The organism is Porifericola rhodea (assembly GCF_030506305.1).
GTDB lineage: Bacteria > Bacteroidota > Bacteroidia > Cytophagales > Cyclobacteriaceae > Catalinimonas > Catalinimonas rhodea.
Genome location: NZ_CP119421.1, coordinates 1,768,498 through 1,784,080, shown reverse-complemented (window position 1 = coordinate 1,784,080; position 15,583 = coordinate 1,768,498). Strand labels below are relative to the sequence as shown.

General features: G+C 41.8%; 13 protein-coding genes. 6 read left to right on the top strand and 7 right to left on the bottom strand.

The features are described from left to right. Nucleotides 1-4: 4 nt before the first annotated feature. Together PZB74_RS07300 and PZB74_RS07295 are read right to left on the bottom strand one after the other, a co-directional pair. A complete protein-coding gene (locus PZB74_RS07300) occupies nucleotides 5-1,141 on the bottom strand; it encodes a DUF4350 family protein (RefSeq protein ID WP_302241797.1) in 1,137 nt (378 codons plus the stop codon). Beyond that, nucleotides 1,138-1,890, bottom strand: a complete 753-nt coding sequence (locus PZB74_RS07295; protein ID WP_302241796.1) for a DUF4129 domain-containing protein — start codon at nucleotides 1,888-1,890, stop codon at nucleotides 1,138-1,140. The genes PZB74_RS07300 and PZB74_RS07295 overlap by 4 nt, the downstream gene beginning before the upstream one ends. Before the next feature lie 235 nt (nucleotides 1,891-2,125). On the opposite strand from PZB74_RS07295, the gene PZB74_RS07290 reads away from it, so the two are divergent. Beyond that, nucleotides 2,126-3,271 carry a Gfo/Idh/MocA family protein gene (locus PZB74_RS07290; protein WP_302241795.1) on the top strand — a complete coding sequence of 382 codons (1,146 nt, stop codon included), beginning with the start codon at nucleotides 2,126-2,128 and terminating at the stop codon, nucleotides 3,269-3,271. 50 nt (nucleotides 3,272-3,321) lie between these two features. Here the strand turns inward: PZB74_RS07290 and PZB74_RS07285 are convergent, their stop codons facing one another. Together PZB74_RS07285 and PZB74_RS07280 are read right to left on the bottom strand one after the other, a co-directional pair. Continuing rightward, complete coding sequence (locus tag PZB74_RS07285; protein WP_302241794.1) at nucleotides 3,322-4,215, bottom strand: DUF7847 domain-containing protein; 894 nt, start codon at nucleotides 4,213-4,215, stop codon at nucleotides 3,322-3,324. After that, nucleotides 4,196-5,164 carry a stage II sporulation protein M gene (locus PZB74_RS07280; protein ID WP_302241793.1) on the bottom strand — a complete coding sequence of 323 codons (969 nt, stop codon included), beginning with the start codon at nucleotides 5,162-5,164 and terminating at the stop codon, nucleotides 4,196-4,198. Before PZB74_RS07280 ends, PZB74_RS07285 begins: the two co-directional genes overlap by 20 nt. A 197-nt stretch (nucleotides 5,165-5,361) precedes the next feature. Between PZB74_RS07280 and PZB74_RS07275 the strand changes: the two genes are divergently transcribed. Next, nucleotides 5,362-6,060 (top strand): RDD family protein, encoded by a 699-nt coding sequence (locus tag PZB74_RS07275; RefSeq protein WP_302241792.1) that lies wholly within the window; start codon nucleotides 5,362-5,364, stop codon nucleotides 6,058-6,060. Between the two features lie 28 nt (nucleotides 6,061-6,088). Here the strand turns inward: PZB74_RS07275 and PZB74_RS07270 are convergent, their stop codons facing one another. Beyond that, complete coding sequence (locus tag PZB74_RS07270) at nucleotides 6,089-6,583, bottom strand: NUDIX hydrolase (RefSeq protein ID WP_302241791.1); 495 nt, start codon at nucleotides 6,581-6,583, stop codon at nucleotides 6,089-6,091. Between the two features lie 105 nt (nucleotides 6,584-6,688). Here PZB74_RS07270 and PZB74_RS07265 point away from each other — a divergent pair, with 105 nt between their 5' ends. From PZB74_RS07265 to PZB74_RS07250, 4 genes are all read left to right on the top strand, one after another. After that, the gene (locus PZB74_RS07265) at nucleotides 6,689-7,729 is read left to right on the top strand and encodes a methyltransferase (protein ID WP_302241790.1); all 1,041 of its coding nucleotides are present in this window, start codon (nucleotides 6,689-6,691) and stop codon (nucleotides 7,727-7,729) included. A 270-nt stretch (nucleotides 7,730-7,999) separates the two neighbouring features. After that, complete coding sequence (locus tag PZB74_RS07260) at nucleotides 8,000-9,055, top strand: sugar phosphate isomerase/epimerase family protein (protein ID WP_302241789.1); 1,056 nt, start codon at nucleotides 8,000-8,002, stop codon at nucleotides 9,053-9,055. A gap of 26 nt (nucleotides 9,056-9,081) precedes the next feature. After that, nucleotides 9,082-9,804, top strand: coding sequence for a 3-keto-disaccharide hydrolase (locus tag PZB74_RS07255; RefSeq protein WP_302241788.1), 723 nt, complete (start codon nucleotides 9,082-9,084; stop codon nucleotides 9,802-9,804). A gap of 210 nt (nucleotides 9,805-10,014) precedes the next feature. Continuing rightward, nucleotides 10,015-13,257, top strand: a complete 3,243-nt coding sequence (locus tag PZB74_RS07250) for a PQQ-dependent sugar dehydrogenase (RefSeq protein ID WP_302241786.1) — start codon at nucleotides 10,015-10,017, stop codon at nucleotides 13,255-13,257. 85 nt (nucleotides 13,258-13,342) lie between these two features. Here PZB74_RS07250 and cysN read toward each other — a convergent pair whose 3' ends face one another. Continuing rightward, nucleotides 13,343-14,629, bottom strand: coding sequence for a sulfate adenylyltransferase subunit CysN (gene cysN / locus PZB74_RS07245; RefSeq protein ID WP_302241785.1), 1,287 nt, complete (start codon nucleotides 14,627-14,629; stop codon nucleotides 13,343-13,345). 36 nt (nucleotides 14,630-14,665) lie between these two features. Continuing rightward, nucleotides 14,666-15,571 carry a sulfate adenylyltransferase subunit CysD gene (gene cysD / locus PZB74_RS07240; protein WP_302241784.1) on the bottom strand — a complete coding sequence of 302 codons (906 nt, stop codon included), beginning with the start codon at nucleotides 15,569-15,571 and terminating at the stop codon, nucleotides 14,666-14,668. Nucleotides 15,572-15,583 lie beyond the last annotated feature (12 nt).

Here is a 15,583-nt window from a genome sequence, read left to right as displayed (position 1 = left end):
ATGCTTAAATAATTTCTTCCTGAGGATAAAAGGTATCTATTTGTTGGTTTAGCAGTATTAGCTCCTGCGTAGTAATTGTTTTGCGCTGTACCTGCAATATTAGGTCAAATATTTTATCTATCTCATCTCTGGGCTTCGCCGTTTTGTGCGCTACTTTTTCTCTAAACTTATCGTCTTGCCACTCACCCTCCAGCCGATAATGAGAGAGCAGGTACTGCCGAAAATATACGAGCTTTTTTCTGGCCATCTCTTCATGATCACTACTTCTAATAAAAAGATTGCTTACTGTCTGCACAAACTCAAGGGTGGTATTTCTGGGAGGCTCAATGACAGCTATCGCTCTTTGTCTACGTTTTGACTCAAAAAGGACAAATAACAGCAAACCTAGTACAGTAATATACACTGCCCATTTTAACGCGCTTGTGCTTAAGAAAAAACGTAGGGGAGAGGTAGACTGCATTCTTCCCCGGTGGTAATATTCGTTCCATACAAGGTCTCTCACGGGAAGAAATGCCAGCGACTGTACCGCCTCTTTATGCAGGCTATCCTGTACCATATAATAATTAGTATAGAGCTGAGGTACACTGCTTAGCATTAATCGTCCTTTACCATTACTTAGGCTTAACAATACTGCCTGCTCCTTTTTGTTAGTTGCTAGCACTTCAAACCTGCTGCTATCAAAATCAGAAAAGTAGTACAGGCTTTCGGGTATTCTCAGAGAATCTGCACTCTCACTTATTAGCTCTTTAAAAGCTACTTCTGTTTCTAGCTGTAAAGTATCTGCCAGTGGACCTCCAAACTGACGTGCAGAAGCTAGTATATGGCTACCTTCCTTCAGCATATTCCATATTACTTCCGTGTCCTGTTTGTCTGGGGCAAAACCTCCCGATAGTATCAGTATGTTTTTTCCTGCCAACCCACTGTCTTTTAGCTCATAAAGCGTACGGTACTCAATGTTTAGCTGCCTATCTGGAAATATATAAGGCATGCTTTCCTTTAAAATATAAGTGCCATAAGGTCCTTTGTGGGTATTGTGCAGACTAAAAGTCCAGTCGGTAGGTTTTGGAGCAAACAACTCAACGCCAAGTAGCAAGAGCAGTGCTGCTCCCAGTATCAGATAGTATTTTTGTTCTCTTCTCATACGCTTACTCCCAAATGCTGCTCTATCTGCTGATGGAGCTGTTGGACTTTCTGATACAGGGTAGCGTCTACCGGAAACTCACCATACCAGGCATATTCGTAATAGATGCTTAAACTTCGGAATTCAGAACTTAAAGAGTCAGCATTAATTTCTGACTGATAGTCTGCATTGGTTTTACCTGGGTGCCAATTGATAACATCCTGATCGGACAGTTTTTTTAGAGTATAAATATATAGCAGGCGAATGGCCAGGCGAAAATCTTGTTTCTGAGTTGCTTCTGAAATTTCCGCCTCAAAATTGATATCATGAATGTTCTGCTCACTCAGATTATCAATTTCTATTTGAGCTGCCTTGGTCTTTCTCTGAAAAAGCCCGCTAATGCTTACCCCACTGAGTTTGAGTACGGCAAAAATGATCATAAACGCACAAAAGATGTACAGTAGCCAATCTATAGGAAAATTGATATTGACCTCACCAAACAAAAATTTAAGCTTTTGTAGCACCCATACCAGTATTTGATCCCACAAGCTGGAGGAGGACTGAAAGCCATAGCTGTAGTTAAAATCACTATCCTGCTGAAAAGACGAAATAAATGTCTCTGGCAATTGCCGCTCTGTACTTTTCTGTTTAAGGCTATCTGAAAAAAAATAAACTTGTTCGGGTATACGCTCCTGGGCATAGCAGAAACTTATGCTCAATAGCATGCATAGCAAAAGGAGAAATCGTTTGGCAGATAAGTTTTTAAACATTGAAAAATTTTGCCCTCTAAAGGATTCTGCGCTAATTTGGTCAAATCATGTGCTTAACACAATTTTTTTATACCCAAAACCTTACGGTCTCTAAAAGTTAAACCCTGAGCCCAGTATTACGAAATTTGTAAGGATTGCTCAGTAACTGTGCTATTTATACAAAGTAAGATGGGTATCATTAGCGTAAATTAATAAAAAACATTAATATCGGCTTTTTTAAACAACCTCTCGACTTATGCAAAAAATTAACATTGGCGTAGCCGGACTAGGTTTTATTGGTCCAGCTCATATAGAAGCGCTACGCAGAATCCCTAACCTACACATTGCCGCTGTCAGCGACTTTAACAAAGAAATAGCTCAAACTAAAGCTGCTGCTTTAGGCATAGAGCATGCGTATGGTAGCTTTGAGGAGCTTTTACAGCACGATGGCATTCAGTGCATTCATATCTGTACACCTAACCATCTTCATTACGAAATGGCTAAAAAAGCGCTGGAAGCTGGCAAGCATGTAGTTTGCGAAAAGCCTTTAGCAACTACCGTAGCCCAGGCAGAAGAATTGGTAGAACTGGCTCAACAAAAGGGGCTGGTAAATGCTGTACACTTTAACCTTCGCTTTTACCCGCTGGTAAGGCAAATGAAAAGCATGCGCGAAAGCGGCGAGTTGGGAGAAATCTATTCTGTCATTGGTACTTACCTTCAGGATTGGCTTTTCTACGCTACCGATTATAACTGGCGCCTGGAGCCTGAAATGTCGGGCGACTCTCGTGCTATTGCCGACATTGGCTCTCACCTGCTCGACCTGGTAGAGTATATCTCCGGCCTGGAAATTTCTGAAGTGATGTCTGACTTTAGCACCGTACATAAAACTCGCAAAAAACCTCTAAAGGCGGTAGAAACTTATTCTGGTAAAATGCTAAAGCCAGAAGATTATCAGGATGTACCTATTCATACTGAAGATTATGCTACGGTAATGCTACGTTTTACTAATGGTACTAAGGGCGTGGTAACGGTAAGCCAGGTAGCTGCGGGTAGAAAAAACCGTATCAACCTAGAATTTGCTGGCTCTGAGCAATCTATGCAATGGTGCTCTGAATCTCCGAACGAACTTTGGATAGGTAAGCGTGATACTGCTAACCAGTCTTTATTGAGAGATCCAGCCCTGGTTAATCAGGATGCGGCTCAAATCATCTCATTCCCTGGCGGACACAATGAAGGTTTTCCGGATACCTCTAAGCAAATGTTTAAGAAGGTATATGCCGCTATAGAAGCTGGTAAGCATGAAGAGGATGAATATCCTACTTTTGCACACGGTTTACGTGAGCTCCGCTTATGCGATGCTATTGTAGACAGTGATAAAAAGCAGGCTTGGGTAAAGCTCTAACAGCAAGCTAAGCTCAAAGATTAAGGTCGGGGGCTCCCCGACCTTTTTTATTAATACGTCTCTTCTTCCGATCCCTGTGGTTTTTCCCCTCCCAGGGTGTCTATTTCTTCCATTAGTCCGGCAGATTCTTTTTGTTCTACCAGATTTCCGTATTGAAAGCCTACCGCCACCAATAATATGGCATACAGAAAATGATTTCCTAAAGTACTGATAACCTGGGCCACAATAAATATTGCCTGAACAATGGCAGAGCTATTTTCCATACTGTACTCGCCAGTAGCAGAGAAAAACGCACTTAGGCCACTGATAAGCATCACCGGAATACCGAAAATAGCCCCCAGTATACCTTGCAGTATAGCTACCACCAAAAGCAAACCGATAGTGCTCAGGTAATTATCCGAGACTAAACGGAAACAACGCGAAAATGCCTCACCGAAGCTTAACTTCTCTTTTGCCTGTAATACAAACAGAAAAGATAATGCCGCCATCAGTATGAAGCCTGGAATAAGTAAAAAGAAGAAGCCTATCATTACCAATATGCTATAAACTATGATGCTAAGTAGAAATGGCAAGACATAGCTTTTGGCCACTTGCCAAACTTCACCTACGCTTATCTGGCTGTGGTCTTCTCTTTCGTAGTATTGTGTAAAATAGCTGTAGATCACAGCGATTACCAAAGCGCCCGAAAAAATAGACATCAGGCTGATTGCCGTAGTGCCTCCCGCAAAAGAAAGGGCTTCTGCCTCCGATAGTTCTCCATTGTTAAACAAGATGCTACTTGTACTTAGCGCAGAAACAACACCGATGAGTAACACTAAGGGGCCGGCAATATAAAGCAGGCTTTTGCCAAGGGGAACAAAGTTCTCTCTTAAGAAGGTGAAGGTAGCATTGATTTTCTCTCCGAAATCTCGCTCCTGATAAAGTTTAATTTTTTGGGTTTGCATGTTGTTGCAGTTTAGCGGGGTATATCACAAAATAATAGATTACAAAGAAAGCAGATAGTAGTATGATGGCTAACCTGAGCGGCCAGGGCCAATGCGTAAGGCGCGTTACAAAAGACTCCAGAAATCCTGCAATAATAAAGAGTGGCACCAGGCCTATCACGATCTTCATTCCTTTTTTGGCACCTTTTTTAAATGATTCCATACGGGGGTAAGTAGCAGGAAACAAAATACTATTTCCCATAACCAGGCCGGCAGCTCCTGCAATTATTATTGAGGCTATTTCTATAGTACCATGTATCCAGATAGTAAGGAAGGAGGGAAGCAATACACCTTTCTGGTAAAAAAAATACTGAAAAGCTCCCAGCATAATTCCATTCTGTAAAAGCACAAAGCCTGTACCGACCGAAAGCAGAATACCCGCTGCAAATGCCATAAACGAGACTTTAATATTGTTTACGGTTATCGCAAAAAACATATCGCCACGCCCCATACTTTTGTACACCGCCATAGGGTCAGCATTAGCTATGTTTTGTAAAGTCATGTTTACATAACTGTCTCCCAGAATAAGGCGGACAAAAGTATCGTCATGTGCCGCCGAAACTGCTCCTATCAGACAAGCCATTACAAAAATGACGAAAGAGTAAAGAATCTGAGCACGTGATGCGTACAGTACTTCTGGTAATTCTTTCTTCCAGAAATGGATGAAGCGATTCCGGTCTTCCTTTTTGTTTCTGTAAATAGCCTGATGCACACTGGCTGTCAGGTTGTTAAGGTAGGCTGTAGTATTGCTCTGAGGATAATGCGTTTTTGCGTATCCCAGATCATCAGTCAATTGGATAAAATAGTCTGCAAGCTCGTCAGGCTTAAGGGTACTTTTGCCGGAAGTAATTGCCTGGCTTAAGGCTTCCCACTTTTTTTCGTTCTGTTTGACAAAAGCTGCCTCTCTCATAAAGATTATTTCTCTTAACTTATTGTTATACAAATATGGTCTGCTTTGACGAAAGCCTGCTGTATATATTACAATAGAAGAATATACAGACTAAAAGCGAATAGATACAAACAAAAAAGTTCTTGTATTTTTAGCTTCCGCTTTATGGCTAATTTAGCGAGAGAAATTAATAATATGAATTTTCAACAGGTGCAGCTATGCAGCAGATAAGTATAGAAACGACCCAAAATGTACAGCTTCAGTACGTTTTAGCAGGAATTGGAAGTCGCATACAAGCTTTTTTTATAGACTTGCTGGTTATCATTGCCTATGGCGCTTCTCTATTGTTATTCTTTAGTCAGACCGGAATAGCACCGCCTACAGCCCTAATTGTAGTACTTAGCTTACCCCCCTTTTTGTATCATTTGCTTTGTGAGGTTTTTATGGATGGCCAGAGCCTGGGTAAAAGACAAATGCATATTAAAGTAGTTAAGCTAGATGGTTCTGCCCCCGGTATTGGGTCTTATCTCCTTCGCTGGTTGCTACGCCTGGTTGATATCAGTATGATGAGTGGTGCCATTGCTATACTGGCTATTGCTATTACCCGTAATGACCAACGCCTGGGAGACCTGGCTGCTGGAACTACTGTGGTGAAGCAGAAAGCAGGGAAACCTCTTTCCGTTTTTGCGGTAGAAGAAGACCATCAGCCTACGTTTAACGAAGTACTCAACCTTCAGGACAAAGACATTGACATTATCATGCGCGTAATTCATACTTATAGAGAAAACGGGCAAACAGCTCCTGTAATAGCTACGGCTGAAAAAATTAAGCAGCTTTTACAGCTAAATAGTGAACTCCGTCCCCTTCAGTTTCTCTATACAGTTGTTAGGGATTACAAATACTTGACTTCCAGGTAGCCGATAATTCCTGAAAAAGTACAGTAGTTCAGCTTAGAGCATAAACAAGCTCATCCTTTATTTCTTCTTTCATTTCCAGAAGTGTGAGCTTATCGTCATATATTGCACTAAAGGCAAAAGCCTGTTTCTCCAGTATATATTTGTATATATACCAGTCCGTTTTGGGGGTAGGGACTTTCAAAACCTCAGCAAAATTGACCCAGGCTAACTCTCCTTCATTACAGCGTGGGGGTGTAATAAAGTCTATTTCTGCCAAGTATACATAGCTTACCCAGTTGTATTTTTTTGGAGAACTTTCTGTAAGCAACCCGCAGTATTTCATATCAGGTACACGCACCCCGCTTTCTTCAAAAGTTTCTCGTATTGCAGCCTGTTTTGGGCTTTCATAAGGGTCAAGTTTGCCTCCTACCGGAGTATACTGATTTTTATTCGGTTCTTTTAAGCGCTTTAATAATAAAAAATTTTGCTCGTGCTTCAGCACGCAAAGGGTAGCTACCCTTTTTAAACCTTCGGATATTTGCATGGAACCTCCGTTTATTCAAACCCCACTTATACGTAATGAGTAGAGAGAAGACTAAATGAAATTACTTTTTATTAACTATCTACTTTATCTCTGGTTTGTCTATGCATGAAACTAACCTCTGTTCCTGAAAATTTACTAGAACGCCTGGCGCTATGGCTGGGTATAGCTCCTACACCCATCAGTGATACGCATGTAGCCTTTATGATGGCGCGGACCATTATGGTAGGTGCCAAACTTGGCATTTTTGAGGCACTTGCTCAGCAATCTGCTTCGGCCGCTCATGTAGCTCAGCGATGTGGCTCAGATACAGAGGCCACTAAAAAGTTACTAAACTCTCTGGTCCATCTGGGTTACTTAAGCCAGGAAGCAAACAAAGATTACAGCCTTACCAAACTCTCACGTAAGTGGATGCTCAAGAGCAGCAAGCATTCTATTTATGATAAAATGATGCTCCAGTTTGTAGAATGGAAGCTGGTAGAGCATTACGAAGACTACGTGCGCCATGGACAGCCCGCTGAAATGCATCAGGTTTTAAGTGATGATGAGTGGAACACCTACCAGAAAGGGATGCGTGCGGTCGCCAGAGTTTCTGCCTGGGAGGTGGCCAAACGCACACCTGTTCCAAAAGGCGCAAGCCAACTTCTGGATATTGGAGGTTCACATGGATATTACTCTGCAAGCCTTTGTAAAAAACATGCTCAACTTAATGCTACCATACTGGACTTACCCGAAGCTATAAAGTATGCCAGCCCTCTTTTGGCAGAAGAGCAAATGGGCAATAGAGTACAATACCAGGCAGGTAATGTGCTAACAACCGATTTAGGTCAGTCGCAATATGATGTTATCTTTATTTCCAGCCTGTTGCATCACTTTGATGCAGAAACCAATATAGAGTTAGCAAGTCGTATTTATGAGGCATTAAAACCCGGAGGCCATTTTATCATTCAGGATTATGTGCGAGATGAGCGTGTGCGTAAGGGTGACCACCTTGCCTTATTGGACCTTTACTTTGCTGCCACCAGCCGCTCCGGTACCTGGTCAGTGAAAGAAATGGCTGGCTGGCAAAAGCAGGCAGGTTTTAAAGCCAGCAAAACTATCTGGCTACGTTCTATACCCCGGCATGCTCAGGTGGTAGGCAAAAAGTGAGCGCCATACCCAGGAGGAGGTTTACTTTAGCCAAAATATTTTAAGTTACTTTGCTCAGGTGTCCTACTCTGTAATTAGCAGCACTACTCAGGTAAGCTAAGCCAAATGGCTTTCCTGTTTTTGTGTCTGACATTAATACAAGAATAATTAGCCCTATCTGCATACATGGACTGTTTAAGTTGTACCTACTGTGATTTGAATAAGCTAAAATAAACCTTAATTTTAGCCATTAAATTTTTTCGTTGAACCTTAACCGCAACCTAATTCCTTATGAAAACTATTAAAGGTCCTGCCGTTTTTTTAGCGCAATTTATGAGCGACGAAGCTCCTTTTGATACTTTTGAAAATGCCTGCAAATGGATGGCAGAAGCTGGTTACAAAGGGGTACAGGTGCCTACATTTGACCCTCGTTGCATAGATTTAGAAAAAGCTGCAGAAAGCAAAGACTATTGTGATGAGCTACAGGGCAAAGCACGCGAAGCAGGTGTAGAAATTACTGAGTTATCTACTCACTTACAGGGGCAGCTGGTAGCCGTACATCCTGCTTACGATAAGATGTATGATGCTTTTGCTCCAGAAAAAGTACATAACAACCCTAAAGCGCGCCAGGAGTGGGCAGTAAACCAGATGATGATGGCTGCCAAAGCCAGCCGTAACTTTGGATTTAAAGTACATGCCACTTTTTCTGGTGCTCTGGTTTGGCCATATATGTATCCCTGGCCACAGCGCACGCCTGGTATCGTAGACCTGGCTTTTAAAGAACTTGCCGATCGCTGGAAGCCTATACTTAATGCATTTGATGAAAACGGAGTAGATGTCTGCTACGAGATCCACCCTGGTGAAGATCTACATGATGGCGTTACTTTTGAGCGCTTTTTGGAGGCCACTGGTAACCATAAACGTGCTAATATCCTTTATGATCCAAGCCACTTTGTACTACAGCAGCTGGATTACATAGATTACATTGATATCTATCATGACTTTATCAAAATGTTCCACGTAAAAGACGCGGAATTTAACCCTACCGGAAGATCTGGCGTGTATGGAGGCTATCAGGATTGGATAGACCGTCCTGGACGTTTCCGTTCACTGGGCGATGGTCAGGTAGATTTTAGTACAATATTTAGCAAGCTTACCCAGTATGATTTTGACGGATGGGCAGTATTAGAGTGGGAATGCTGTATGAAGCACCCTGAGCAAGGTGCTTTAGAAGGAGCCCCATTCATCCAGGATCATATTATACAGGTAACAGAGAAAGCTTTTGACGACTTTGCTGGTGGCAAATCCGACGACGAAACCAATAAGAAAATCTTAGGACTATCTTAAATCTTAACCTAGTTAATTATACACTTATGAAAATGAATGGATGGCCTCTTGGCCTACTGATGATGGCTCTTCTAGCCGTATCTTGTGGTCCTTCCGGACAAAGCGAAAACGAAGAAGGAAATGCACAAACTGCTGAACCTACAGCAGAAAACACCAGTGAGTGGGAAGAAATTACCTCTCCTGACAACTGGAGAAACTATCGCGCTGATAGTATTTCTTCTAAGTGGCAAATGCAAGATGGTGCCCTGGTACTTACCGGAAAGGGTGGAGGAGATATCATTACCAAAAAACAGTACGATGATTTTGAACTGGAGCTGGAGTGGAAAATTTCTGAAGGAGGAAACAGCGGCCTGTTTTTCAATGTAGTAGAAGCTGACTCTCTTGGCGCTGTATACCATACCGGTCCGGAGTACCAACTTCTAGACAATGAGCGCCATCCTGATGCTCAGTACCGTAAGCACCGTTCTGGTGACAATTATGACGTGCAACAGTCTACAAAAGAGACTGTAAAACCTGCAGGTGAGTGGAATACTACTCGCCTGATTGTAAAGGGTAACCAGGTTGAGCATTACCTGAATGGAGAAAAAGTAGTGGAATACGAACTACACTCTCAGGCCTGGGCAGACTCAGTAGCCAACAGCAAGTTTGCTGAGTTTCCTGCTTATGGTACTGCCGATAAAGGTCATATAGCTTTACAAGATCATGGCGATAAGGTTTCTTTCCGCAACATACGCATACGTGAGCTATAAGAAAGTATCTTATTAAGTGAAGATATAAAAGCACCGGCTACAGTCGGTGCTTTTTTTGTCCGGGTATAACTATAAATTCGGATATTCTGAATCTGAAGTATAAATTAGAAACTAATTTTGTCATAATTATAGTTTAGTACATGCATTCAAAGTAATTTAGTATGCAATCGTTTATTGCTTAAGCATTTAGCTTTTCAAATAACCCTCATCATGACACATAAACAATCCCAGCCTTTTATTAGGAGCTTACTCTTTCTACTCAGCTTTGCTTTCATCATTTCTTCTTGCAGTGAGCATAGAGATCGCAAAGTTCTCGTTTATTTTCAGCCTGAAGGAAAACAGCTCCCTACCGGACTTTCTGTAATTAATCAGTTAGGCGAACAGAATAATTTTGCCGTAGATACTACCAGCCAACCTGATTTGCTCAAAGAAGAAAATTTACAGAATTATAGCGCTTTACTGTTTTTAGGAAGCAAGGCAGACTCTTTAAACGTATGGCAGCAGACCGATATTGAGCGTTTTGTGCAAGCGGGTGGTGGTTTGGTAGGCGTTAATGCCCCTATAAATGCCAAATACACCTGGCCCTGGTACGAAGCACTACTGTCTATGACTAAGTCGGACGAAGTACAAAATCCTGAATATCAGGAAACGCCTGTACAACTCACCAATAACGATGGAGAAAATACTAGTCCCGAAGGTGTTAATGCCTGGTCTGGCAATTATGATGGCGGACACATATTTTATATGGATGGCAAAAATGTGTCTGTAAATTTAGACCAGCAGATACTACAGGATTACCTGCTTAAAGGAATAGAGTACGCTATTGCAGATAACCACCTAAACTATGATAAGGCTCGTTCGTTGAGGACTCCTGAAGAAAATAGATTCCTGAAAGAAGTTCTTGTACCCGGTCCACTGGATGAGCCTACAGAGTTAGCTGTACTTCCTGATGGTAAAGTAATATTTACTGAACGTAAAGGAGCTGTAAAAATGTACTACCCAGAAGATGGAAGTATGCGCCAGATAGCACAGCTTAACGTACATACTCAGTTTGAAGATGGTCTGATGGGTATTGCTAAAGATCCTGACTTTTATTACAATCATTGGATTTACATGTACTACTCTCCGGAAGGGGATGAGCCCGTACAAAACCTTTCACGTTTCCTTCTGCTGGACGACAGCCTGATCATGTCATCTGAGAAGATTATACTACAGGTAGATGTGCAGCGTGAAGAGTGCTGCCATACTGGTGGATCTATTGCGTTTGGCCCAGATGGTTTACTTTACCTTTCTACTGGCGACGATACAAACCCTTTCAAATCTAATGGTTTCGCCCCTATAGATGAGAGACCGGGCAGAGCACCTTTTGATGCACAAGGTTCTTCTGGTAATACGAATGATTTGAGAGGTAAAATTTTAAGGATTGAGGTGCACGAGGACGCTACCTACTCTATTCCTGATGGAAACCTCTTCCCAAAAAATGACCCTTTAAGCCGTCCGGAAATTTTTGTTATGGGTACGCGTAACAGCTATCGTATTAGTGTAGACCAGGAAACTGGTTGGTTGTACTGGGGAGATGTTGGGCCAGATGCTCGTTTAGATGGAGATCAAGGAACTATGGGTTTTGATGAAGTAAAGCAGGCTAAAGAAGCAGGTTTCTATGGCTGGCCTTATTTTAGAGGCAACCGCCCTTACCGTGATTATAACTTTGAGACAGGTGAAATTGGCGACTATTTTGATTTTAATGGCGCGATCAATGATTCCCCTAACAATACAGGTAGAAAAAAACTTCCTCCCTTCAAGAAATCACTAATCTGGTATCCTTATGATGAGTCGGAAGAGTTTCCTATCGTAAAAACCGGAGGACGTAATGCTATGGCTGGTCCTGTATACCATTACGAGAAATATGAGCATGCAGAACACCGCCTGCCCAAATATTACGACGATAAACTATTTATATACGACTGGATAAGAAACTGGATTATTGCTGTTACCCTTGACCAGAATGGAGATCTTCAAAGACTTGAACCTTTCGTAGACTCATTTGACTTCAGCAAAATTATAGATATGGAGATGGGGCACGATGGAACCATCTATTTACTGGAGTATGGTGCCGATTGGTTTGCAGCAAATCCAGATGCTTCACTATCTCGCATTAGCTATGCTGAAGGTAATCGTGCACCGGTAGCACGTATTGCTGCTAACGAAACTATAGGAGCAGCACCTTTTACAGTAGAATTTTCTGCTGAAGAAAGCTACGATTATGACGAAGGAGACGAACTAAGCTACAGCTGGTCATTTACCGGACAAGAAGAACAGTCTACTGAGGCTAAGCCATCGTTTACTTTTGAAGAGCCTGGTATATACGATGTAAAGCTAACCGTAACCGATGCGGAGGGCGATAATGATGTACAGGACATAACTATACAGGTTGGTAATCAACGTCCTGAAATAGAGATTGCATTAAATTCTAATACATCCTTTTATTGGGATGGTATGCCCTTAGACTACAACATTAATGTTACCGATAAAGAAGATGGAAGCGTTGCTGATGGTAGAATATCATCTGCCAGGGTGAATTTTACATTTGCTTATAGCATGGATGGTAGCATTGCAGAAGATGACTTAGGGCATAAATCATCGCTTAGTGGCTTATCTTTAATTGAAGATAGTGGTTGTAAGGCATGCCATTCTTTTGAAAAGCAATCTGTGGGCCCAGCTTATAATGATGTAGCTAAGCGTTATGAAACTAATGACGAAAACAGAGCTATGCTGGTAAACAAAATCCTTAAAGGAGGTAGTGGTAACTGGGGAGACCGTGCTATGCCAGCTCAGGTAGTTACTGAAGAAGAAGCCGGTATTATAGTAGACTATCTTCTTTCACTAGATGCGCAAGGTGCTCAGCTTCCACTTAGCGGTACTTTGCCTCTAGATGAACATAAAGAAATGCCTGGCGGAAAATACGTTTTCAAGGTAAGCTATACAGATAAAGGGGGAGAGGTAGTAGGTCCGTTAGCAGCAGAAACTACGCTGGAACTTCGTAATCCTAAAGTAGAAGCAGAATCTTTTGATGTTAGACATAACGCCAGTGCTCGCACAGTAGAAAACAACACCCTTATGACAGGGCTTAAAGATGGAAGTTATTTTAGCTTCAATAATATTGATCTGAAAGGAGTAAGTAGCCTTAATGTACGCATGGGAGCTACCGCTGCTGGTTATACACTTCATGTGAAAGTTGACGGTGCCGATGGAAAAACTATAGCCACTCAGGCTATCCCCAGCATATCATCGCCTGCGCAACTAAAAGAAGTAAGGCTTGCTCTCAATAATATACCCTCTGGTAAGCATGATCTGTATTTTGTGGTAAGTACTGATGGAGAGGCAGAAGGTCAGGCAGGTATTGACTGGATATACTTTAATAACGATAATAACAAAAAAATGGCTAGCCGATAAAAGCTAGCCTATAAACTTAGGCAAAAAGAAAGCCCTCGCTAATGTTAGCTGAGGGCTTTTGCTTTATTAAGGAATATATGATGATTTAGATGATCATTCCAGCTCCAACTGTTTCGTTGGTATATTCATCTATCAGAATCATACTTCCGGTAGTTCTGTTCTTCTTATAGCTGTCATAGATAAGGGGAGAAGTAGTACGAATCAAAACTCTTCCGATATCGTTCAAGCCAATTTCTTTATCATCTTCCAGTCTATGTAGAGTGTTGATGTTGACTTTGTATTTCACTTCTTTTACTATACAGCGGGCATCTTTGGTCGTATGCTTAATAGCATATTTGCCACCGGGTTGTAATTTTTTCTCATTTAACCAGCATAGCATTACCTCAATATCCTGACCTACAGTAGGCTGGTTATCAGGCTTACAAATGGTATCTCCTCGGGTAATGTCTATATCATCTTCCAAAGTTAAAGAAACTGCCATTGGAGGATAAGCTTCTTCCTGCTTTCCGTCCATAGTTTCTATAGATTTAATTTTAGAAGTAAGACCCGATGGCTGTACTATTACATCATCACCTGGTTTAAATACTCCACCAGCTACACGGCCTCCGTATCCACGATAGTCATGAAACTTATCAGACTGCGGGCGGATTACTCTTTGTACCGGAAAGCGAGAGTCTATAAAGTTGTAGTCGCTGGCAATTTGTACATTCTCCAAAGCATACAGCAAGCTGGAGCCTTCGTACCAAGGCATGTTCTCCGACTTATGCACTACGTTATCTCCTTTTAGTGCGCTAATAGGAATATAACGAATATCTGGTATATCCAATTTGGAGCTGAAGTCTTCAAAGTCAGCTTTGATTTTTTCAAACGCCTCTTCGCTATAGTCTACCAGGTCCATTTTATTAATACACAAGACTAAATGCTGAATACGTAGGAGAGAAGCGATAAAAGCATGGCGGCAGGTTTGTTCTACTACACCGTGGCGGGCATCTACTAACACAATAGCAAGGTTGGCAGTAGATGCTCCTGTAACCATATTTCTGGTATACTGAATATGGCCGGGAGTGTCGGCGATAATAAATTTGCGCTTTGGCGTAGCAAAATAACGGTAAGCAACATCAATTGTAATTCCCTGCTCTCTTTCGTCACGAAGACCATCGGTAAGAAGGGCAAGATTAATGTTTTCGTCACCACTTCCTAAGCTGGCACGTTGCACTGCATCCATCTGATCTTCAAAGATCGCTTTGCTATCGTAAAGTAACCTTCCGATCAGGGTACTTTTTCCGTCATCCACACTTCCTGCTGTAGTAAAGCGCAGCAGGTCCATATTTAGATATTGTTCGTTTACCTCTTTTGTTGATTCTTGGTTCATTGCTAAAAGTTTTGGCTTTGGCGGAAAAGTTTCTTTCTAGAAGTAGCCTAGTTTTTTACGGTCTTCCATGGCTGCTTCGGAGCGTTTATCATCAGCTCTACCTCCTCTTTCGGTGACCTTGGCAGCAGCTACTTCCTGAATTATGGATTGCAGATCGCCTGCATCAGATTCTACAGCACCTGTACAGGTCATATCACCAACTGTTCTAAAGCGGATACGTCTTGTTTCGTACTTTTCTTCTTTCTGCAAACTGATAAATTCTGATTTAGCCAGAATTACACCATTGCGCTCTACTACCTCACGGTCATGAGAGAAATATATCTCAGGAATATCCATTTTTTCTGCTGCAATATATTGCCATACATCCATCTCTGTCCAGTTGCTTAATGGAAATACTCTAAAGTGTTCGCCTACATTTTTTTTGCCATTGAAAATATTCCAAAGCTCAGGGCGCTGGTTACGAGGGTTCCACTGACCAAACTCATCACGATGAGAAAAGAATCTTTCTTTTGCTCTTGCCTTTTCCTCATCTCTACGGGCTCCACCAAACGCAGCGTCAAACTGATGCTCTTCTATACCATCAAGCAAGGTTACTGTCTGTAGAGCATTTCTACTTGCATTTGGACCTTTTTCTTCTACTACTCTTCCCTTATCAATAGAGTCCTGAACTTTTTTTACAATTAGCTGTGCACCAATCTCCTCAACAAGCCTGTCGCGAAACTCTATAGTTTCAGGAAAGTTGTGTCCAGTATCTATATGCATAAGCGGAAAAGGCAACTTGGCAGGCCAGAATGCTTTTTGGGCCAGTCTTACCATGCAGATAGAATCTTTACCTCCTGAAAAAAGCAGTACGGGTTTTTCAAATTGAGAGGCTACTTCACGCATGATAAAAATGGCTTCTGCTTCTAGCTGCTTAAGGTGCGATAAGCGATAAGATTTCATAGCTTTTATATT